General features: G+C 71.4%; 12 protein-coding genes. 3 read left to right on the top strand and 9 right to left on the bottom strand.

Annotated elements, in window-relative coordinates; genetic code table 11:
• Positions 1–20: 20 nt before the first annotated feature.
• From DDV73_RS01210 to DDV73_RS01230, 5 genes are read right to left on the bottom strand one after another with little or no spacing between them, the layout of a single operon-like run.
• Positions 21–536, bottom strand: a complete 516-nt coding sequence (locus DDV73_RS01210; protein WP_109505416.1) for a GNAT family N-acetyltransferase — start codon at positions 534–536, stop codon at positions 21–23.
• Positions 533–2614, bottom strand: a complete 2082-nt coding sequence (locus tag DDV73_RS01215) for a penicillin acylase family protein (RefSeq protein ID WP_109505417.1) — start codon at positions 2612–2614, stop codon at positions 533–535. The genes DDV73_RS01210 and DDV73_RS01215 overlap by 4 nt, the downstream gene beginning before the upstream one ends.
• Entirely contained in the window at positions 2611–4983 is a 2373-nt protein-coding gene (locus tag DDV73_RS01220; RefSeq protein WP_109505418.1) for a GNAT family N-acetyltransferase, read from the bottom strand. The genes DDV73_RS01215 and DDV73_RS01220 overlap by 4 nt, the downstream gene beginning before the upstream one ends.
• On the bottom strand, positions 4980–6263 hold the full coding sequence (locus tag DDV73_RS01225) for a lysine N(6)-hydroxylase/L-ornithine N(5)-oxygenase family protein (RefSeq protein WP_109505419.1): 1284 nt from the start codon (positions 6261–6263) through the stop codon (positions 4980–4982). The genes DDV73_RS01220 and DDV73_RS01225 overlap by 4 nt, the downstream gene beginning before the upstream one ends.
• Complete coding sequence (locus DDV73_RS01230; protein WP_276310064.1) at positions 6260–7786, bottom strand: pyridoxal phosphate-dependent decarboxylase family protein; 1527 nt, start codon at positions 7784–7786, stop codon at positions 6260–6262. Before DDV73_RS01230 ends, DDV73_RS01225 begins: the two co-directional genes overlap by 4 nt.
• Before the next feature lie 243 nt (positions 7787–8029).
• Here DDV73_RS01230 and DDV73_RS01235 point away from each other — a divergent pair, with 243 nt between their 5' ends.
• Entirely contained in the window at positions 8030–10450 is a 2421-nt protein-coding gene (locus tag DDV73_RS01235) for a fibronectin type III domain-containing protein (protein WP_109505420.1), read from the top strand.
• On the opposite strand, the gene DDV73_RS01240 is transcribed toward DDV73_RS01235, so the two are convergent.
• Positions 10440–11417: an ArsR/SmtB family transcription factor gene (locus DDV73_RS01240; protein ID WP_109505421.1), complete on the bottom strand. Its 978-nt coding sequence runs from the start codon at positions 11415–11417 to the stop codon at positions 10440–10442. The two genes, DDV73_RS01235 and DDV73_RS01240, sit on opposite strands and share 11 nt — an antisense overlap.
• Before the next feature lie 55 nt (positions 11418–11472).
• Here DDV73_RS01240 and DDV73_RS01245 point away from each other — a divergent pair, with 55 nt between their 5' ends.
• The gene (locus tag DDV73_RS01245) at positions 11473–12738 is read left to right on the top strand and encodes an MFS transporter (protein ID WP_109505422.1); all 1266 of its coding nucleotides are present in this window, start codon (positions 11473–11475) and stop codon (positions 12736–12738) included.
• Between the two features lie 24 nt (positions 12739–12762).
• Complete coding sequence (locus DDV73_RS01250) at positions 12763–13275, top strand: nuclear transport factor 2 family protein (protein WP_109505423.1); 513 nt, start codon at positions 12763–12765, stop codon at positions 13273–13275.
• Between the two features lie 13 nt (positions 13276–13288).
• On the opposite strand, the gene DDV73_RS01255 is transcribed toward DDV73_RS01250, so the two are convergent.
• From DDV73_RS01255 to DDV73_RS01265, 3 genes are all read right to left on the bottom strand, one after another.
• Positions 13289–14449, bottom strand: a complete 1161-nt coding sequence (locus DDV73_RS01255; RefSeq protein WP_109505424.1) for a hypothetical protein — start codon at positions 14447–14449, stop codon at positions 13289–13291.
• 82 nt (positions 14450–14531) lie between these two features.
• Entirely contained in the window at positions 14532–16409 is a 1878-nt protein-coding gene (locus tag DDV73_RS01260) for a penicillin-binding transpeptidase domain-containing protein (protein ID WP_170125993.1), read from the bottom strand.
• 36 nt (positions 16410–16445) lie between these two features.
• Positions 16446–17000, bottom strand: coding sequence for a hypothetical protein (locus tag DDV73_RS01265; RefSeq protein ID WP_240617039.1), 555 nt, complete (start codon positions 16998–17000; stop codon positions 16446–16448).
• Between the last annotated feature and the right edge of the window lie 6 nt (positions 17001–17006).

Genomic DNA, 17006 nt, shown 5'->3' on the forward strand with positions numbered 1-17006 from the left:
TCTGCCGACCCCGACCAAGTTCACGGGTAGCCGAGCGCCTCCCGGGTGAAGAACCCGAACCGGGCGGTCTTCGTGGGCAGCTCGACCAGGTCGCCGACCTCGGCACCGAGCGTCTCGAACAGGCGCAGCGACTTGGCGTTGTCGGCGTCGGGCTCGACGACCAGCCGGCGCACCTTCTCGTCGGCCATCACCTGCGCGATCAGGAACCCGAAGATCTCCTGGGTGCGCCCGGCCCGCGCCGGCGTGTCGGCGAGGAACAGGTGGACGCCGAGATCGCCGGGCTCGCGGTCGTAGAACTGCCCGATCTCGTCGATCTCCGGGTCGTAGGTCTGGAAGATCGCGACGGGGGTGTCGCCGGCCGAGACGAGGTACGCCGCGAGGTGCGCCTGCTCGTCGATGTAGGTGTAGATCTCCTCGACCTCGTCGCGCGAGTTCTCCGTCATCCCCCAGAAGACGGCGCGCTCATCGGTGACCCAGGCGTGGATCAGGTCGCCGTCCGTAGCCGGGTCGACCGGCCGCATCCGGATGTCGGTCAACGCTCCTCCTCGAGCTGGTCCCAGTCGGTCACGACCGGCACGAACCGGCCGCTCGTCCACAAGTCGTGCTGGTCGTGGTGGTGTACGCCGTGCGGGTCGCCGGCCGCGCCGAGCGGCACCGCCCACAGGCTGCCTCGCTCGGCTCCCGGCCGGTCGGCGAGATCCCAGACGTAGCGGGCCACCGGACCGCGGACGGTCAGCGTGGTCCCGGTCAGCGGGCTGGTCGCGACCACGCAGTCGCTGTCACCCGGCATCGGCGTAGCGGGCGCGACGGGTGCCCGGTGGATGCCGAACGACTCCAGCTCGTGGATCGCGTGGAAAGTGTGGACGGCGCCCCAGGTGTCGGGAGCGTCGGCGGCCGGTACGGCGGCGACGTCGGCGAGGGCGCCGCGGAGCACCTCGCTCCGGTCGAGCCCGAACGGCCGCTCGACCTGGAGGATCACGTGCAGGGAGACCGCCACCCGGCCGGCGAGCCGGAACCACGGCGCCCAGAGGTCGCCGTACGGGTTCTCCTCGTGCAGCATGGCCAGATCGGGCGCGGCGCAGATCCGCGCCACCGCCGCATCCCGGACCGCGCTGTAGAGGGCGGCGCCGGCACTGTCGGCGTCCATCGCGCCGTCCCACTCCAGCAGCCGGCGCCGGACGTCGTCGGCCGCATCCTCGAGGTCGGCCAGGTCCTTGATCGCCGCGAGCAGCACCTGCCCGGCGTTCTGGTGGGTGTCGGTCAGCACCGCACCGGCCTGCTCGGCGGTGAGGTCGGTGCGGCCGGCCATCAGCCCGTCCAGCAGCTCGGTGATCCGGTCTGCCCGGTAGCTCGGCGCGAAGTCGTCGCCGATCTCGGCGTACTCCTCCGAGATCCGGTCGTTCGCGGTCACGATCCGGCCGTCCGCGGGCACCGGCGTCCGCGGCAGCGGCTCCACCCAGCCGGTCCAGCCGTGGCCGGCCGTGCCGTCGGCCGGCAGCTGCCAGTGCGGCTCCGGGCGCTGCGGGACCTTCCCGCCGACCCGGTGCAGCACCGTGCCCTGGCTGTCGGCGATCACGAAGTTGTTGACCGGCTCCACCCAGTGGGCGAAGGCCAGGTCCACGTCGGCGACGGTGCGCGCGCGCAGCAGCGGCAGCAGCGCCTCGAAGCCGAGGTCGCCGAGCGCCCAGGACGTCGTCCGGGCGCTCATCGCGTGCTTGTGGGGCTCACCGAGGAAGACCGGGCCGCGGCCGGTCACGATCACCTCGACCTCGACCGGCGCGCCGTCGCGTACCTCGATCTTCTCCACGTGGGCGGCGCACTCCTCCCAGCCGTCGGGGCCGAGCGCCCAGACGCCACCGTCTCGCCGTTCGAGCCGCTCGAGGTAGACGTCCTGGTAGTCGGCGGCCGCGTTGGTCACGCCCCAGGCGACCTCGCCGGCGTGCGCGAAGTGCTGGACGCCCGGTACGCCGGGGAACGCGAACCCGACCACGTCGAACTCCGGGCACGCCAGCCGCACCTGGGCGTACACATTCGGGTCCTCGAATAGCCGGTGCGGGTCGCCGGCAACAAGCGGCCGGCCGCTCGCGGTCAGCCCGCCGGCGACGGCGTACGCGTTCGAGCCGTGCGGCAGGCCCTCGGTGCGCAGCAGGTCCAGGGCCTCCTCGCCCGCGACGTCGGCGACCCGCTGCCGCCACAGCTTGGAGGCGATCGACCCGAACAGGATGTGCTGGACCAGGAAGACACCCAGCGGGGTCCACGGCTGCCACTGGCCCGGCGTCGCGTCGAGCTCGTCCAGCTCGACGGCGGTGAGGCCGCCGTCGACCGCCGCGTTGACGCCGTCGACATACGCCGACACGAACGCCTGCGCCTCGGCCGACAGCGCGTCGTACGCACGCTGTGCGGTCTCGGCAAGCCGGGTACGGCGCGCGAACCGGTCCCACTCCACGCCGGCCTCGCCGACCAGCGTCGCGGTCCGGCCCTCGGCACGCAGCCGCCCGATCTCGAGCTGCCAGGCACGGTCGGCGGCGGTGGCCCGGCCCTGCTCGAAGGCCAGCTCGGTCACCGACTCGGCGCGGACGTGCGGGATCCCCCAGGCGTCGCGATAGACCGTCATCCGGCGACCGGCGCGATCGGGTTGGGCAGGGTACCGGCGAAGATCAGCGACTCGGCCTGATCGGTGAGGTCAACCATCTGCAGAGTGTTACGCAACTGCAAGCGGTTCAGGCAACTGTGTTTGAACGCCGGCTTGAACAGGTCGTACGCCGCCGCCGTCGCCGCGAGCTCCGTGTGGTCCTCGGCGTGCTCGGCGATGCAGCGTGCCACCTCGGCCCAGAACTCCTCGCCGACCAGCACGCCGTCCTCGTCGAGGATCGCGCCGAGGTAGCGCAGGAACCCGTCGAAGACGTCGGTGTGCACCGCCAGCGGCCGGACGTCGGCCGGCACGTCGGCGCGGATCCGCTCCACCTCGGGCGGCAGCGGCAGGTCGCCCATCACCGCGACCTCCTCGCCGATGTCCTTCATGAACATCCGCACCGGCACGTGGTCGCGCAGCACCATCACCAGGTTCTCGCCGTGCGGCATGAACGCCAGCTCGTAGCGCAGCAGGCAGTGCACCAGCGGCCGCAGGTAAGCCCGCAGGTAGCTGCGCACCCACTCGGCCGGCGCCAGCCCGGAGGCCCGGATCAGCGCGCCCGCCAGCGACCGGCCCTCGGCGTCGCGGTGCAGCAGCGAGGCCATCGTGGCTGCCCGCTCGCCGTCGCCAAGCGCCGGCGCCGGCGACTCGCGCCACAGCGCCGCGATCATCTTCTGGTACGGCGTGCTCCGGCCCTCCCCGGCCGCGGCCCAGGTGTGGAAGGCGTCGCCGGTGTAGCCGATGGCCGCCCGCTCGCGGAGCACCGCGAAGCCGCACGCCTTCAGCTCCACGTCGTCCGCGACGATGCTCGCGACCCAGTCGTTGATCGGTGGCGTCACCGACATGTACTTGGGCGACAGCCCCCGCATGAAGCCCATGTTCTGGATCGACAGCGCCACCTTGACGTAGTGGCGCTCCGGCCGGCTGGTGTTGAAGAAGGTCCGGATCGACTGCTGTGCCCGGTAGTCGTCGTCTCCGGAGCCCAGGAACACCAGGTCGCGGCGGGCCAGGTCGGGCGCGAAGGTGATCGCGAGCTTGTTGACCCACTGCCACGGGTGCACCGGCAGGTAGAGATAGTCGGCCGGGTCCAGGCCCAGCCGCGCTAAGGCGTCGGCGAACCGATCGCATCCCTCCTTCCCCAGCTCGGTCTCGTACAGCTCGGACTCGACCATGCCAGCCCCCACCGACAAGTTGGCCCGGTCGCGGCGTACCGCCAGCCAGACCAGCCGCACGTCCTGCCTGGCCTCGGGCGCGTACGCCGCGAAGTCGTCGCCGCCGAACCCGATCCGGCCGTTGTTGGCGACGAAGGCCGGGTGGCCCTCGGTCATCGAGCCCTCGATGGTCTGGTAGTCCGCGTTGGCCAGTTCGGCGGCGGTCGCGGTCGAGTTCGCGAGCTTCCAGGCGCTCGACGACAGCGTGCTCGCGAGCTCCTCGAGGTAGGTCGGCAGCAGCTGGTCCGGGATCCCCAGCTGCGGCGCGAACTCGGCCACGAACGCCAGCGCGTCCAGCGGCTCCACCCGCCCGTCGACCTCGCGGGTGAGCGTCGGCAAGTCGATGACCCAGTGCTCCAGCGGGTGGACTCGCGCGCTGAAGGAGTACGTCGACGCTGGGCCGGTCAGTTCGTAGTGGTCTCGACGACGGCCCCAGCGCCCCGGCCGCGTGACCGCGGCCGCGGCGCTGCGGTTGCTAGCGCTCGCTGCTCGACCACCCGAACGGACCGGAGCGAGCAGGCGTTCGTGGGCGAACTCGGAAATTGCCTTGGCCACCAGTTGCCGCTGGGCGCGCTCCATCAGCTCGGGCGTCAGGTGGGCGGCGTACCGGCCGAGGCCTGGGCCGAGCGACGACGACTCCCAGGCCGAGCGGCTGCAGACCGACAGCATTCCGGTCTTGCCGGTGAGCACGACCTCGCGTAGCTCGACGAAGCCGGCGGCGATGTTCTTGGCCCGGATCTTGTCGTTGCCGACGTCGGGCTCGACGACGACCCGCTCGGCCCCCGGCTGCTTGAAGCAGAAGTCCATCACCGCGGCGAAGACGGCGCCGGTGAAGCCGGGTCGCGGCTTGTCGGTGGGCGCGACCAGCACGTGCATGCCCAGGTCGCCGGGGGCCAGTTCGGCCGCGCCAGCCAGCTCGCTGAGGGCCGGGTCGTAGGTCTCGGCGAGGAACGCCGGCACCCCGTCCACCCGGCCGAGCCAGGCGTGGTGGTGCGGGTCGTTCGCGATCTTGGTGTACTCCTCGGCGACGTCGGCGACCGACGCGCCCTGCATCATCCAGTAGACCGACCGCGGGTGGGTCACCCACGCGTGCAGCCGGGCCAGGTGCTGCTCGAGGTCGAGCGGCTCGAAGGTGATCATGCGGTGCCCACCCTGAACCGGTCCGGCACCCCGAACTCCTGGAACGCGATCCGCTTCTCCACCGCGTAGACCTCCCGGCCGAGCATCGCGGCGATCAGCACCGAGTTGCGGTAGGCGCCCATGCCGAGGTCGGGCGCGACGAAGCCGTGGGTGTGCTCCTCGCCGTTCTGCACATAGATGTCCGGCGCGATCGCGTACGTCGGGGACACGGCGTACCGCCCGTCCTCGCCCCAGGTGATCCGGTCGCGGACGCCGTCGAGGAAGGCCGGCACCTTCGGTGCGTAGCCGGTGGCCAGCACCAGCGACTCGGTGCGCAGCCGGAACGACTCGTCGACCTCGGTGTGGTGCAGGTCGACGTCGTACGCCGATCCGTCCCATGCCGCGCCGGTCACCGCGGTCGAGGTCAGCAGCGTCGTCGGGACGCCACCGTGCACCTGCTTGGTGTAGAGCGCGTCGAAGATCGCGTTGATGGTGTCCGACGAGATGCCCTTGTAGAGCGACCGCTGCTCGCGCAGCAGCCCGGCCCGGGTCTCCGGGGTCAGGCCTTGGAAGTACGACGTGTACTCCGGCGAGGTCATCTCGAGGGTGAGCTTGGTGTACTCCATCGGGAAGAACCGCGGCGACCGGGTGACCCAGTTCAGCTCGTAGGTGTCCGGCGAGCAGTCGGCCAGCAGGTCGGCGTATACCTCGGCCGCGCTCTGGCCGCTGCCGACCACGGTGATCGAGCGGGTCTCCTGAAGGGCGGACTTGGTCTGCAGGTACGCCGCGGAGTGGCAGGCCGGGCCGCCGAGGCCGCGCAGGCACTCGGGCGCGACCGGCTCGGCGCCGACGCCGAGCACCAGCCGGCGGCCGCGGAAGACCTCGCCCGACGAGGTGGTGACGACGTACGCCGACCCGTCGTGCTCGACCGACGACACGGCCGCTCCGAAGCGGAGGGTCGACAGCCGGTCGGCCGCCCACTGGCAGTACTGGTTGTACTCGGCCCGCAGCGGATAGAACGACTCGCGGATGTAGAACGAGTAGAGCCGGCCGGTCTCCTTGAGGTAGTTCAGGAAGGAGTACGGCGAGGTCGGGTCGGCCATCGTCACCAGGTCGGCCAGGAACGGCACCTGCAGGGTGGCGTCGTCCAGCATCATCCCGGGGTGCCAGTCGAACCGGTCGCGGGCCTCCAGGAACACCCCGTCCAGCTCGCCGGACTGCCGTAGCGGCTCGGTCAGGCAGGCCAGGCCGAGGTTGAACGGGCCAAGCCCGACGGCGACGAAGTCGTGAGTATGGGTCATCGCGCTACTCCTGCCGGGACGAGCAGGCCGATGTCGCGGCCCGCGAGGACGTAGGGAGACACCACCGGCTGGGCGGCGATCTGCTCGCAGACCAGCTCCTCGCCGATGGACCGGATCTGGTCGACGATGCCGACGATGTCGGCGAGGGTCGCCTTGGGGTTGAGCAGCGTGAACTTCAGGAACTGCCGCCCGTCCACCTTGGTCGCGGCCACCATCGCCCGGCCGCGGGCGTACAGGGTGGCCCGGATCTTGGTGTTGAGCAGCGCCAGCTCGTCCTCTCCCGAGCCGGCGGGCGCGTAGCGGAACACCAGCGTCGACAGGTTCGGGCGGGCGGCGACCTCGATGTCGGCGGCCGGCGCGATCGCATCGTGGACCTCGGCGGCCAGGTCGATCACCGCGTCGAAGTACGCGCCGATCGTGTCCGGTCCCATGATCCGCAGCGTCAGCCAGAGCTTCAGCGCGTCGAAGCGCCGGGTGGTCTGCAGGCTCTTGTCGACCTGGTTCGGGTCGGCCGACTCCTTCGGGTTGAGGTAGTCGGCGTAGTACGACGCGTGCCCCATGGTGCCCGCGTCGCGGACCAGCACCGCGCTCGACGAGACCGGCTGGAACCAGGTCTTGTGGTAGTCGATGGTCACCGAGTCGGCCTTCTCGACGCCGCTCAGCAGGTGCCGGCGCCGGGTCGAGGCGAGCAGCCCGCCGCCGTACGCCGCGTCCACGTGGAACCACGCGCCGTACGTCCGGCACAGGCCGGCGATCTCCGGCAGCGGGTCGATCGCGCCGAAGTCGGTGGTGCCGGCGGTGGCCACGACCGCCATCGGCACCAGCCCGGCGGCGTCGCACTCGGCGAGTGCCCGGCCGAGCGCGACGATGTCCATCCGGCGTCGCTCGTCGGTGGGTACGGCGACCACGGCGGCGTCGCCGAGCCCGAGCAGCCGGGCGCTCTTCTGGACGCTGAAGTGGCTGTCCGCCGAAGCGAAGATCCGCAGTGAGGCCAGCTCCGCGCCGCGAGCCATGATGTGGCCGCGGGCGAGCAGCAGCGCGTGCAGGTTGGACTGGCTGCCGCCGCTGGTGAAGACGCCGTCGGAGTCACTGGTGTCCCAGCCGATCCGGGCGGCGGTCCAGTCGATCAGCTGGCGCTCGATGAAGGTGCCGCCGACGCTCTGGTCGAAGGTGTCCAGCGAGGAGTTCACCGACGAGATCAGCAGCTCGCCGAGCAGTGCCGGGACGACCACGGGGCAGTTCAGATGGGCGGCGTAGCCCGGCTCGTGGAACCAGACCGCGTCGTCCAGCCAGAGCCGGGAGACCTCGTCGAGCGCCGCGGCGGTGTCGCCGAGCGGGCTGTCGAGGTCGACGTCGCGGACCGGCTTGGCCGCGCGCTCCGGGCCGACTCCGGTGGCCGGACCGGTCACCCGGTCGAGGTGGCCGGCGAGGTGGTCGAGGCCGCCGCGCACGGTGGCGGCGTACTCCGAGACGTTGTCGGGGTGGAAGAGGTGGTGCAGGGGAAGGTCTTCCGAGCGTGACACCGAGTTCCTCCTGGCAGGTGAAGTTAGGTAAGCCTTACCTTAGAGGAGGTCAGCGGGACGCGCCGAGCCCGGTCCACGTGAATCAGGTCACGGCGAGCGCGAGGCCCCTATCGCTGAACAAGTTGACTGTTAGCGCGACCCCGACGCGGGAGTGTTAAGTGTTAGCCCGCCGTACCGATTGTGTGCGCGCTCCCGCCCGGCCGACCGTGGTCAGACGAGTGGTCGACGGAATCGGGAGCGAAGATGAGAACGCTGGTCAGGGTTGTCTCGGCGGCACTTCTGCTGGGTGTGGGGCTGGTAGCGCCCGCCGTGGCGGGGGCGGAACCAACCGGTGAGATCCGGTACGCCGGTGGCGAGTCGGCAGTGCCGGACCGCTACCTGGTCGTCCTGCGCGACGATGCCGCCTCCGTGCGTGAGGACGGCGCCGCGTCGGTGACGCGGGACCTGCTCGCCCGCTACGGCGGCGTGCGCAAGCACGCGTTCGAGAACGTGTTCCGCGGCTACTCCGTGGTGATGCCGGAGGCGGCGGCCGAGCGGCTGGCCGCCAACCCGGCCGTGTCCTACGTGGCCCAGACGCACCTCGTACGGCAAGCGCAGCAGTCGGCCGAGCCTCAGCCGAACCCGCCGTCGTGGGGGCTCGACCGCGTCGACCAGGTGGACCTGCCGCTGGACAAGTCGTTCACCTACCCGAACTCCGGAGAGGGCGTGCACGCCTACATTCTGAGCAGCGGCATCCGGCTGACGCACCAGGACATCGCGGGCCGGACCGTGGACGACCCGGACTTCTCCGGGGAGACCGACGGCACGTCCAACGAGTGCCCGACCAACGGCCACGGCTCGCACGAGGCCGGCACGATCGGTGGCACCCAGTACGGGATCGCCAAGAGGGTGACGCTGCACAGCGTCCAGACGGTCGGCTGTGGCGGTTCGGCGCCGGATGACAACCTGGTGAAGGCGCTCGACTGGCTGGTGGCCAACCACCAGAAGCCCGCGGTGGCGAACATGAGCCTGACCGCGGACACGCACCCGTACAAGCCGTTGCAGGACGCGGTGAAGCGGGCGGTGGCGGCCGGCGTCACGGTGGCCATCTCGGCGGGCAACCACGGCGGCGACTCGTGCAACTACACGCCGTCCGACGTCACCGAGGCGATCATCGCCGGCGGCAGCGACATCGACGACACGATCCGGGACGGCACGAACACCGGCAGGTGCATCGACCTGTTCGCCCCGGCGGGCAACATCGTGTCCCTGAACAGCAACAGCGACACCGCCACCTCCACCCGCAGCGGCACCTCGTTCGCCTCCCCGCACGTGGTGGGCGCCGCGGCGCTCTACCTGGCGGCCAACCCGTCTGCCACCCCGCAGCAGGTGGAGCAGGGCCTGGTCGGGCTGGCGAGCACCGGGAAGCTGACCCAGATCAAGGACTCCCCGAACAAGCTGCTCAACGTCCGCAACATCGGCGGTGACCTGGACACCCAGGCCCCGACCGTGCCCGGCAACCCACGCTCGACGGGTACGACGGGTACGTCGGTCTCGCTGGCCTGGGACGCGTCCTCGGACAACGTCGCGGTCGCCGGCTACGACGTGTACAACGGCTCGACCAAGGCCGCCTCGGTCACCGGCACCACCGCCACGGTCACCGGCCTCAGCCCGGACACCGAGTACACCTTCACGATCCGCGCCCGTGACGCGGCGAACAACGTCTCCGCCGACAGCGCCGAGGTCCGGGCGCGCACCGAGCCTGGCGGCGGCGGGGACGAGGAGCCGCCGACCACGCCCGGCCGCCCGCACAGCACCGGCGTCACCGCGAGCTCGGTCTCGCTGGCCTGGGACGCCTCGGTCGACGACACCGGCGTCACCGGGTACGACGTCTACCGCGGCAGCACCCTGGCCACGACCGTCACCACGACCAGTGCGACGGTCTCGGGACTGGCCGCGGGCACCGAGTACTCCTTCACGATCGTCGCCAAGGATGCCGCCGGCAACGCGTCCAAGCCGACCCGGGCGGTGGTCGCGCGTACCTCAGGCGGCGGGGACACCCAGGCGCCGACCGTGCCCGGCAACCCGCGCTCGACCGGAGCGACGAGTACGTCCATCTCGCTGGCCTGGGATGCGTCCTCGGACAACGTCGGGGTCGCCGGGTACGACGTGTACAACGGGTCGACCATGGCCACCTCGGTCACCGGCACCACCGCCACCGTGACCGGGCTCGCGCCCTCGACCGAGTACACCTTCACGATCCGGGCGCGCGACGCGGCCGGCAACACCTCCGGACCATCCGCAGATGTCCGCGCGTACACCACTGGGACGAGCGGCCGCACCTTCACCAACGGCACGGACTTCCCGATCCGGGACTACCAGCGGACCTACAGCTCGATCCGGGTCCCGCTGACCGGCAGCGCGGCCACCACGGTCACGCTGTCGATCACGGTGAGCCACACCTGCGCGGAGGATCTCGGGATCTCGCTGTTCGATCCGAACGGACGGGCGTACCCGGTGAAGTACAGCGGCTCCGGCAACTACCCGTGCACCCCGTGGAACGGTCCCAGGTCGTTCACCGTGCCGCAGGTGTCGTCACCGGCGGGCGGCACCTGGCAGCTGCGGATCACCGACTACGGCCCGGGCGACATCGGAACCCTCGAATCCTGGTCGATCACCTTGTGACCGGTGCTGGCCGGGTGAGCGCGTCGCCTAGCTCGCTGCGGCGGTAGAGCACGCTCCGGCCGTGCCGGGCGGAGCGGAGCAGGCCGGCGTCGCGGAGCACCCGCAGGTGCTGGTTGACCGCGGACGGGGTGACGCCGGAGCGCAGCGCGACCTCGGTCGACGAGGCGGGCTCGGCCAGCTCGGTCAGCAGCCGGGCCCGGACCTCGCCGAGGATCGCCGCGAGCGCGGCGGGTGCGGGCGCGGCCGTCGCGGGCTGCCAGAGGGTGCCGACGCCGCGGGCGGCGTACATGATCTGCGGGGCGGCGTCGTCATAGATGGGTACGGCGGTGCGCGCGACGAACAGGCTCGGGCACAGCGTCAGGCCGCGGCCTCCGGTCTCGACCCGGCGCGGCGCCGGCCGGGGGACCGCGATCCGCACGATCGGGCTGACGAAGGTGATCCGCTCCGACAGCCCGCTGAACATCTGGGCCGGCCCCTGGTCGGTCATCACCCGGCCGCGGTGCACGACGTCGGCCTCCAGCACCGTCCGCATCCGGTCCCAGACCGGCGCGAAGATCACGTCCCAGTAGCGGCCCAGGGTGTCCGCGATCCGCTCGCCGGCAGCCTTCGGGTCGCCGGCCAGCTCGGCCGGCAGCCGGTCCCCGTGCACGCCGGCGAGGTCGCGCGCGACCTCCTCGGGCGGTGTCCGGCGGATCGCCTCGAGCTGGTCGGCGAAGCGGGTGAGCGGGCTGGTCGGCACCGGTGTCAGGTAGTCGGGCGTCCAGGCTCGCTGGTTGGTCAGCGCCCGCAGCATCGCCAGGTCGGCCGGCCCGACCTCGGCGAGCACCCGGCGTACGAACGGCAGGTGCCACGGGTAGCGGCCGGGGTCGTGCAGCGCGCGCAGGCTGAGGGTCAGCTCGCCGAGCGGTGAGATCGCGAAGCGGACGTCGAGAAGGTCCTGCTCGCTGAGGACGTACTCCATCTTCATCAAGCAATACGCTACATCGATTCCGTGACCGGTCGGTTCCGGAGAGGCTCTCCTCATGGTCCTTCGCCAGCTCGTCGCCCTCACCGCCGTGATCGCGGTGGGCCGCGGCATCTTCTACACCGTCAGCGCGCTGTTCCTGACTCGGGTGGTCGACCTGTCGCTCGCCGAGGTCGGCCTCGGGCTCACCCTCGCGGGCGCCGCGGGCGTGGTGGCGGCGCTGGTGGGCGGTGCGGCCGCCGACAGGTTCGGCGCGGTGCGGACGCTGACGCTGACCGTCGTCCTGCAAGGACTGGTGCTGGCGGTCTACCCCTGGGTGCCGGACTTCCTGACTTTCGTGCTGACGGCGAGCGTGCTGTCAGCGGCGTTCCAGGCGGGCAGCTCGGCCCGCGGCGCGATCGTGGCGGTGGCCTTCGCCGGCGCCGGCCGGGTCGTCGCCCGGGCCCGGATGCGGGTCGCCACCAACCTCGGCATCTCGCTCGGCGCGGTCTTCGGCGGTGCCGCGATCTGGCTGGACACCGCGGCGTCGTACCGCGGCGTACTCATGCTCGCGGCGGTCCTCTATCTCGGCGCCAGCCTGCTGGTCCGCCGGCTCTCCGGCGCGCTCGCGGAGGTCACGGAGCAGCGTCATACGAACCGGTCGCAATCGGAGCCGGATCGTATGACGCATCCGCTGGACCGCTGGGCGCCGTACCGCGACCGGCGCTACCTCACCCTGGTCGCGCTGTCCGGGATCTCGTTCCTGCAGATGGGCGTCTTCGAGGTCGGCGTACCGCTCTGGATCGCCGGCGAGACCGAGGCGCCGGCCTGGCTGTACGCCGCGCTGCTGCTGGCCAACACCGCGCTGGTGATCGGGCTCCAGGTCCGGCTGTCCCGGTCGTCGGAGACGATCGCCGGTGCCGGACGAGCGTCGCTGCGGGGCGGCGTGCTGATGGCGGTCGCATGTGTGGCGTACGCCGTCGCGGGTACGCCGGGCGCGGTCGCCGCCGTCTGCCTGCTCACCGTCGCGGCAGTGCTGCACACGCTGGCCGAGATCCTCTTCTCTGCCGGCACCTGGGCGCTCGGCTACGAGCTCGCCGACGAGGCCCGGCCCGGCGCCTACCAGGGGCTGATGACCTTCGGTAACGCCGCCGGAACCATGGTCGCGCCGCTGGTCGTCACTACCGCGCTCGGCCACGGGTACGGCGGCTGGAGCGTGCTCGCGGCGGTCTTCGGTGTCACCGGCCTCGGCCTCTTCGTCCTTGCCGCCCGCGCCGCCGGCCCGTCTCCCGCGGACCCCGACCAGATGGGTGGACACCGCGCGGCGTCGTCCAGCAGGATGTAGAACACGTTCTAGGGAGGTCGTGTCATGGGGCAGTGGAGCCGCACCGAGCTGGAGGACGCGTTCGGGCACTACCAACACGTGGTCGCGGGCTGCTGCAAGACCGGTGACTGGAAGCCGTTCGCCGAGATGTTCGCCGCGGACGGGGTCTATGTCGAGCACGCCTACGGCACCTTCACCGGCCCTGCCGAGATCTACCCGTGGATCGCGGAGACCATGGGCACCTTCCCCGGCAACGAGATGGTCGCCTTCCCACCGAGCTGGCACTCCGTGGACGAGGAGAAGGGCTGGGTGATCTGCGACATCCGCAACCTGATGCGCGACCCCGGCGACGGCACCGTCTTCGAGGCGTCCAACCTCACCGTCCTACGGTACGCCGGCGACCGGCTGTGGGCGGGCGAGGAGGACGCCTACAACCCCGCCAACTTCCTCACGATGGTCAAGGCCTACCTACGCCACTCCGCCAAGCTGGACACCCTCTCCGCCGAAGCCCGCACCTGGGCCGAGACGATGAAGATCAGCCTCGAACCCAGGCCCTAGGCCGGGCCAGAGATCAGCCGGCGGCCTGGGTCGGGCTGCCGCCGCCGTCGGTCGGGGTGGCCGACTCCGACTCCGGGGTCGCCGAGGGCTCCGGCGCCTTGGCGAAGGGGTTGATCGCGCCGAGGTTCGGCGGCTCCTGCGACAGCGTGGCGCGCACGTGCGGCCAGCCGCCGAAGCCGCCGGTCGGCACCACCTGGAGGTCGATCCGCCACTGGCCGACGTACGCCGAGTGTGGGAGGCCGTCGAGGTTCTTGCTGACCCAATCCGCGGCCGCCTCGACCCCCGGATCGTCGAGGGCGCCGACGACCTTGGGCAGCAGCCGGGTGATCGCACCGCTGTTGGCCGAGATGCTGGTGGCGAGCCGGCCCTCGACGATGATCGTGGTCACCCCGGAGCCGGCGTCGACCAGGGCGAGCTGGGCGGAGGCGAGCTTGTTCGCGGCTCCCTTCACCTTGTACGCCGGGTCCACGCAGCCGAGTGCCGGCCGCGGCGTACCCCACTCGTCGGTCTCGGTGAACTCGCAGGTCAGCTTGGCCTTCTCCAGGATCGGCAGCGCCGTCTCCTTGGTCACCGACAGCGGGTCGAAGGCCGGGTCGGCGGACTCGGTGCCGTCCCAGCCCTTGGCGGTCAGCATCGTGCTCCCCGGCTCGTTCGGGACGGGTGCCGCGCTGCCCCAGGACAGGTTGGTGCCCTTGGCCATGAAGACCTGGACGTCCTCCGCGGGCAGCAGTGCCTTGGCCAGCAGCTTCCGCGCGGGGTCGGTGGGGCCGCCGGACGCCTCGATCCGGGCCAGCACGATGGTGCCGTCGGTGGCCGCCATGAACCGCAGGCTGGACACGGTGGGGTAGCCGGGATCCTTGCTCCCGGACTTGACCAGCGCGCCCTTCGAGCAGACCCGCAGGTCGAGCGCGGTGTCGCCGTGGATCGTGCAGTCGTAGCCCTGGCTGGTCAGGGTCGCGTCGACCTTGTCGGCCTGCTCGGGCATCGCCTCCCACTCGCCCTGCAGCCCAGGGACGGCCGACGCCGCCTGGCTCGGCTCGTCCTTGTCGTCGTCGCCCTGCCCGGATCCGGAGTCGCTGCAGCCGGCGAGTGAGCCGGCGAGCGCTGCGGCTAGTGCGGTCGCGGTGGCGAGCCGAGCTCGCCAGGGGCGCCCGAGATACGTCGTGTCGTCCATGATCCCTCCCGAATCGTGACGGCCTGGCGAGTGTAGCCAGGTGGGATCCGCGAAAGGTACCCCTCGGTAACAACCCCAGTATTTAAGACGCGGCGTTCCGGAGGAACTCCTCCAGCAGCGGACCGGCCGTCCGCGACCCGGACTCCCCGCGCTCCACGAACACCGCGACCGCGAGGTCACCCTGGGCGGCGATCATCCAGGCATGGGTGGGCAGGTCGGTGCCGGAGCCGAACTCCGCCGTACCGGTCTTGGCGATCACCGGCGCCCCGGGTACGTCGGCCAGGAACTCACCGCTGCCGCCGGTCACCACCCCGCGCATCAGCGACCGCAGCTGGTCCGCCTCGGCCTTGGTCAGCGGGCTGGCGGGGACGGTCTGGGTCACCTCGTGGCCGGTGATCAGGCGCGGCAGCACGGTGTGCCCAGCGTTCACCGACGCGGCGACCGCGGCCATCGCCATCGGCGAGGCGAGGACCTTGCCCTGTCCGATCAGCGACGCCGCATCTTCGGTCTCCGACTCCGGCTCGGGCACCGAGCCGAAGTACGCCGGGAAGCCGAGGTCGTGGTCCACGCCGATCCCGAGCGCGGCGCCCGCGTCGATCAGGTCGCCGGGCTTCAGCTTGTCGCGCGCGGAGATCAGCGCGGTGTTGCAGGACTCGGCGAACGCCTGCTTCAGCGGGATCCGGCCGAGCGCACCGGACGGGTAGTCGTCGTAGTTCTTGAAGCTCTTGCCGTCGACGGTGACCGTCGGCGTACACGACACCGGAGAGTCCGGCGTCAGTCCGGCGCGCAGCAGCGCGAGCGTGGTGACCGCCTTGAACGTCGAGCCGGGCGCGTACTGGCCGAAGGTCGCGGCGTTGAGGCCGTTCGCGCCGGGGCCGCTGGCCGCGGCCAGGATGTCGCCGGAGGACGGGCGGATCGCGACCAGCGCGGAGGCCGGCGTCACGTCGGCCAGGGTCTGCTCGGCGAGCGTCTGCAGGTTGAGGTCGAGCGTGGTCTGGAGCGGCTTGCCGGGCGTGGCCGGGGTCGAGAACAGCTCGCGGTCCTTGCCCTTCTTCGACCCGGCCTCGATCAGGAGCCCGGGCGTGCCGCGCAGCTCGGCTTCGTACCGCGCCTGCAGGCCGGAGAGCCCGACCTGGTCGCCCGCCTGCACCTTGCCGTCGGACTTGTCGATGACCTCCTTGGTGGCCTCGCCGACCGTGCCCAGCAGCGGCGCGGCCCACTCGCGGGTCGGTGCGAGCGGGATCGTCGTCGGGTACGCGACCGCGCCCGGGATGTCGGCGTACGACGCAGGGACGGTCTCGCGGGCGTCGGTCGCGCGCAGCACCAGCGCCTCCACGAACGCCTGCGCGCCGGCCGCCTCGACCAGCTTCAGGTACGGCGCCACCTGGATGTCGAGCGCCTGGGCGATCGCCCGCGCCGACGACTCGTGGTTGGCCTTTTCGGTCTTGGTCTTGTCCAGGCCGTAGCGGATCACGGCCCGGTCGGTCACCAGCTTGTCCTTCGCGGCGCCGAGGATGTCGCCGCGCTCCGGCGTCAGCGTGACCGCGTCGAGCACCTCGCCGTCGGCCAGCGACGGCTCCACGATCGTCGACCGCCAGTCGACCAGCCAGTCGTCGCCGTTCTTCTCCAGGTCGGCGGACGACTCGTAGGCCCACTCCTTGCCGGCGACGTCCCAGGTCCAGGTCAGGGTGGCGGTCGCCTTGTCGCCGTTCTCCTCGACGCGGGTGGCGGTGACCTCCACGGGTATGTCGGCGAGGTCGTCGGTGATCGTCTCGAACGCCTTCTGCAGGTCGGCCCCGTCGGTCGCCTCGACCCCGGCCAGGTCCCGCCCGGCCAGGCCCGCGGCCAGGTCGTCGGCCGCGTCCTGAGTCGACGGCCCGTCCTCCCCGCTGCACGCGGCGAGGCCGGCGGTAGCGAGGAGGACGGAGGTGAGCAGGCTGGCGCTGGTACGGCGACTCATGGCCCCCATGTTGCCGGGACCACCGAAACACTTGGGTTAGCGACGCCGGGTGCGACCCCACGGCTTGAAGATCGAGAGGTACATCGCGAAGGACAGCGCGGTCAGCGACACCGCGGGCGGGAAGAACATGCCCGAGATGTCGGTGTCGTTCGGCGTGCCGGCCCCGAGCGCCCGGCCGTACTCCACGGTCTCGGCCATGTCCGGGCGCAGCGCGAAGAACACCAGCACGACCAGCGCCACGTTCAGCACCAGCTTGACCGCCACCCACTTGTAGCGGACCAGGCCGTACTTGCTGCCCAGCCCGAGCATGATCCCGCTGACCAGGCAGACCATGCCAGAGACCAGCATCGGCCAGACCGCGACCAGTCCCAGCGCCTGGTACGCCGTCGCCTGGGTCTGGGTGTCGGAGGAGAACCAGCCCACGCACACCAGCACCGCGACGATCACGTCCACGCCGATCCAGATCCCCGCGCTGACGATGTGCACGAGCAGGACCAGCTTGCGCGCCTTGCCCGAAAACCGCCACGGCTTGCGGCCCTGGGCGGTCGTCTGGGTGGTCGTCGTCGGTCCGAGGTCCGTTGTCGTAGCCATGCCTCA

Origin of the sequence: Nocardioides speluncae, assembly GCF_003121585.1 — a bacterium.
GTDB classification, from domain to species: Bacteria; Actinomycetota; Actinomycetes; order Propionibacteriales; family Nocardioidaceae; genus Nocardioides; species Nocardioides speluncae.